This is a genomic window from Pseudoflavonifractor sp. 60 (assembly GCF_009911645.1).
In the GTDB taxonomy this organism is placed as follows: Bacteria; Bacillota; Clostridia; order Oscillospirales; family Oscillospiraceae; genus Lawsonibacter.
Genome location: NZ_QWKI01000010.1, coordinates 1 through 4,164, shown reverse-complemented (window position 1 = coordinate 4,164; position 4,164 = coordinate 1). Strand labels below are relative to the sequence as shown.

The following is a 4,164-nucleotide window of genomic DNA, read 5'->3' as shown; positions in this document are numbered from 1 at the left end:
CTGTCCCTCACTGCGGTGGCTGCTTAGATCCTAAAATCCTTGCGCGAAATGTGTCAACTCATATTGACAAAATCACACCGAGTTGACCCTTACCTCCCCCTAAACCAAGTGAACCGTGTCAATAATCTGGTCTCCATGCACAAGAAATGCCTTGACGCTGTAAACGATCCCAAGCAGGACATCAGCGACTTTGAAGCCGAAGCGCAAAAGAAAATCAAAGGTTTTAGGGATAAACTGGTTACTTCACATATGGGCAATGCGCATAAAGAAGTTTTGCCTATTGGGAGCGCAACCGCATGATGCTGTGGTGTCATGCGGTTGTCGTTTTGCTGTACCGGCTAAATTCCGGGGAAAAATCAACCTCCCCGATAAAGTTATAGTGTACGTCAATGCGCTGGGTGCGATGGCCGCTGGATTTATCCGGGGCGTGGACAACTACCTTTTCCACAAACTCACGTAAAAGGGCCGGGGTCAGCTCGGTGGGTTCGGTGTACTTCTTTACAATCTTCAGAAAATTCTGGACATTGACAGTCTGGGCCTCCGCCTCGGCTACAACGCCTCGCAATTCCTCCGCAGACTGTTTCAGATCCGCCTGTTCCTTTTCGTATCCCTCGGACAACCGGGTAAACCGCTCTACACTCAACGCACCCGCCACACGATCCTCATAAAGCTGTTGAATAATGCGGTCAAGCTCACTGATGCGCCACTCCTGTTTTTCCAGCTTGCGTCTGGCCTGTTCCCGTTCCGTTTTCTGTACGGCGGTCTTGTTCTCCATAACACATCGTACAAACTCGTCCTCGTCATCCTGTGCGTAGGCTACCACCCTCTGCAAATTTTGAAGTACAAGCTGTTCCAGTACCACGGCCCTGATATAATGGGCGGTGCATTGCTTTCTGGAGCGGTAATTTGCACAAGTGTAACTCTCCTGTTCTTTTGTAAATGTAACGGTGCGGTGGTGATACAGCTTTGCTCCACAGTCGGCGCAGTAGGCCAGCCCAGAGAAAAGGCCCATTTCCCCCAGTTTGGTAGGGCGGCGGCGCTGCTCCCGATTCTTCTGCACGATTTCCCATGTTTCTCTGTCAATAATCGCTTCGTGGGTATTCTCAAACACCGCCCGTTTGTCCGGGGGATTGATGATTGCTTTCTTGCTCTTATAGGAGAGTTTGGTTGTTTTGAAATTTGTTGTGCGGCCCAAATAAGTATCCTGCTCCAAAATGCTCAGAACAGTTGCGGGATTCCAGCGGCAGGGATCATCCGGATAGTAACGGCTTGTCCGGCCTGTACGCTGAAACTCAATCGTTCCCGGCGTAGGAATTTCCCGCTCTTTCAGCATACGGGCAATTTTGCCGGGGCCGTTGCCCTCCACGCACAACTGGAAAATCAACTCTACCACAGGGGCGGTTTCCTCGTCCACCAAAAGGTGCCCGTCCTCACCTTTTATATAGCCGTAGGGGGCGTTTGACGCCAGCCTCTGGCCCGACATCCCTTTGTTGCGGAAAACCGCCCGTATTTTCTTCGAGGTGTCCTTTGCATACCACTCATTTATGATATTTCGGAATGGGGTGAAGTCATTTCCCAGTTGATCCTCGCTGTCCACTCCGTCATTAACGGCAATAAAGCGGACTCCCAGTTCCGGAAAGCGGATTTCACTGATATGGACAAGACCACAAAACCATGCGGAGTTGCTGACAAATCAAAAGTGCGCCAGGGAAAACATTTCCTGTGGCGCACTTTTATCATTTTAGCATCAGGAAGAAAATGAAGATATTTTACAAGCCAGTAAAAATTTTATCTGGTATAATAGGCATCAGCAAGGAGGAAAGCCGCATGAAAAAAGAAGTACGAACGGTGGTCTACGATGATGAACTACACATTGAGGCTTACCGTTTCGAGGGCATCGTACAGCCGTTCCCAAACCATTTTCATGAATACTATGTGATTGGATTTATGGAGGACGGGGAACGTGTTTTATCCTGCAAAAATCAGGAGTACACCATCAAAAGAGATGACGTTCTCCTATTCAATCCAGGGGACAATCATGCCTGTGTTCAGAATGACGGAGGTACGCTGGATTATCGGGGCTTCAACATCACCAAGGAGGTTATGTTGGATTTAGCGGAGGAAGTTACCGGCAAGCGGGAACTGCCCGGATTTTCTCGCAATGTAATCTCTGATGAAGAAGTCACCTGCTATCTGCGCCCCCTTCATGAGCTGGTGATGAAAGGCTCCAATGAATTGGGAAAAGAGGAAAATCTGCTGTTTCTGCTGTCTTTGCTGATCCAGCAATACGGCCAGCCTTTTGAAAGCTGTGTCCCGGAGTGCCGGGAGGAAATTGAAAAAGCCTGCTCCTTTATGGAACAGCATTATGCCGAGCGAATTTATCTGGAGCAGATCTGCCGTTGTGCCGGATTGAGCAAATCCACCCTGCTCCGGGCCTTTGCCCTCTCCAAAGGCGTCACACCGTACAGCTATCTGGAAAACATTCGCATTGGTAAGGCCAAAAAGCTGTTGGAACAAGGCGTCCCCCCCGTTGAGGCGGCACTGCAAACCGGCTTTTCCGATCAGAGCCATTTCACCAATTATTTCAACCGATTTATTGGACTGGCCCCCGGTATCTATCGGGACATCTTCAAGGATACGGAGGAAATGCCGCATGAAGGGTAATGGCACAGCGGGCCATCTCTCCGCCCTGCTCACGATCATCATTTGGGGAACGACTTTTATCTCCACCAAAATTCTGCTGGTGGACTTCCAGCCGGTAGAAATATTGTTCTTCCGCTTCGTCATGGGGCTACTGGCCCTGTTGATTGTTTATCCCTGGCGCTTGAAGGGGACGAACCGCCAGCAGGAATTGACCTTTGCCGCAGCGGGGCTGTGTGGGATATGCCTTTACTACTTGCTGGAAAACATCGCACTCACCTACACAATGGCCTCCAATGTCGGGGTGATTATCTCCGTAGCTCCGTTTTTCACGGCCATCCTGTCCCACCTGTTTCTGAAAGAGGAAAAACCCCAGGCCAGCTTTTTCATTGGCTTTATAGTCGCAATGGCCGGGATTGCCCTTATTAGCTTCAATGGTTCCAAGCTGGAGCTGAACCCCGCCGGGGACTTGCTGGCGCTGCTGGCCGCACTAATTTGGGCCTGTTATTCTGTGCTGACAAAGAAAATCAGCGGTTACGGCTACCACACCATTCTCACCACCCGGCGGGTGTTCTGCTATGGCATCTTGTTCATGCTCCCGACGCTATTCCTGTTTGACTTCAATCTGAATTTGGTAAGACTTTCAAATTCTGTGTACCTGTTCAACATTCTGTTTTTAGGATTGGGCGCATCGGCCTTGTGCTTTGTCACCTGGAACTTCGCAGTCAAGACGTTGGGAGCGGTCAAGACGAGCGTTTACATCTATATGGTTCCCGTGATTACGGTAATGACTTCGGTGGCAATTCTCCATGAGAAAATCACCGCCCTGGCCGCTGCTGGCACAGCTCTGACATTGGCGGGTCTGCTCTTGTCTGAGAGCAAACTATTTTTGAGAAAAGAGGCAAAGCAAAATGGACTGGCAAAATGAGAAGTGCGTTATGGTGATTGACGAAAGCCTGCCACGGGGCTTACTCGCAAATACGGCGGCAATCATGGGCATCACTCTGGGAAAGAAAATGCCGGAGGTGGTAGGAGCCGATGTGCCCGACCAAAGTGGCAACGAGCATCTTGGTATCATCGAATTTCCTGTGCCCATCTTGCGCGGTTCGCCGGAGATTATCAAGCAGATACGGGAAAAACTCTACCAGCCTGATTTTCAAGATTTGACGGTGGTGGACTTCTCCGATCTGGCCCAGGGCTGCAAGACGTATGACGAATTTATTGAGAAGATGGGCCATGTTCCAGAAAGTACCCTGCAATATTTTGGCGTTGCCATCTGTGGCCCGAAGAAAAAGGTCAATAAGCTGACCGGTAATATGGTTTTACTGCGATAAACCAATATAAAAGATTACCTTGCCGCACGACGGCAAAAGAAAAAAGCCGTCGTACAAGCAGGAGTATTGTCACGCCCGAAGCGGCGGCTTTGAGAAATCAGAGCCGCCGCTCTTTTGCGCTTTGGCGGCAACAGGAGGATGCCGCCATGCGATTGCAAATAGATAGGTACATATCAAAAAAAGCCTAATC

Annotated in this window: 4 protein-coding genes; 3 read left to right on the top strand and 1 reads right to left on the bottom strand. The window is 49.9% G+C overall.

The features are described from left to right. Window positions 1–310: 310 nt before the first annotated feature. A complete protein-coding gene (locus D1646_RS01480; RefSeq protein ID WP_347565105.1) occupies window positions 311–1,414 on the bottom strand; it encodes a DUF4368 domain-containing protein in 1,104 nt (367 codons plus the stop codon). Between the two features lie 413 nt (window positions 1,415–1,827). Between D1646_RS01480 and D1646_RS01475 the strand changes: the two genes are divergently transcribed. Genes D1646_RS01475 through D1646_RS01465 form a run of 3 tightly spaced genes read left to right on the top strand, consistent with a single transcriptional unit; the run spans window position 1,828 to window position 3,974 of the window. After that, window positions 1,828–2,664 (top strand): AraC family transcriptional regulator, encoded by an 837-nt coding sequence (locus D1646_RS01475; RefSeq protein WP_160634724.1) that lies wholly within the window; start codon window positions 1,828–1,830, stop codon window positions 2,662–2,664. Then, the gene (locus D1646_RS01470) at window positions 2,654–3,568 is read left to right on the top strand and encodes a DMT family transporter (RefSeq protein WP_160634723.1); all 915 of its coding nucleotides are present in this window, start codon (window positions 2,654–2,656) and stop codon (window positions 3,566–3,568) included. Before D1646_RS01475 ends, D1646_RS01470 begins: the two co-directional genes overlap by 11 nt. Next, window positions 3,552–3,974, top strand: a complete 423-nt coding sequence (locus D1646_RS01465) for a DUF2000 domain-containing protein (protein WP_160634722.1) — start codon at window positions 3,552–3,554, stop codon at window positions 3,972–3,974. The genes D1646_RS01470 and D1646_RS01465 overlap by 17 nt, the downstream gene beginning before the upstream one ends. Window positions 3,975–4,164: the final 190 nt, after the last annotated feature.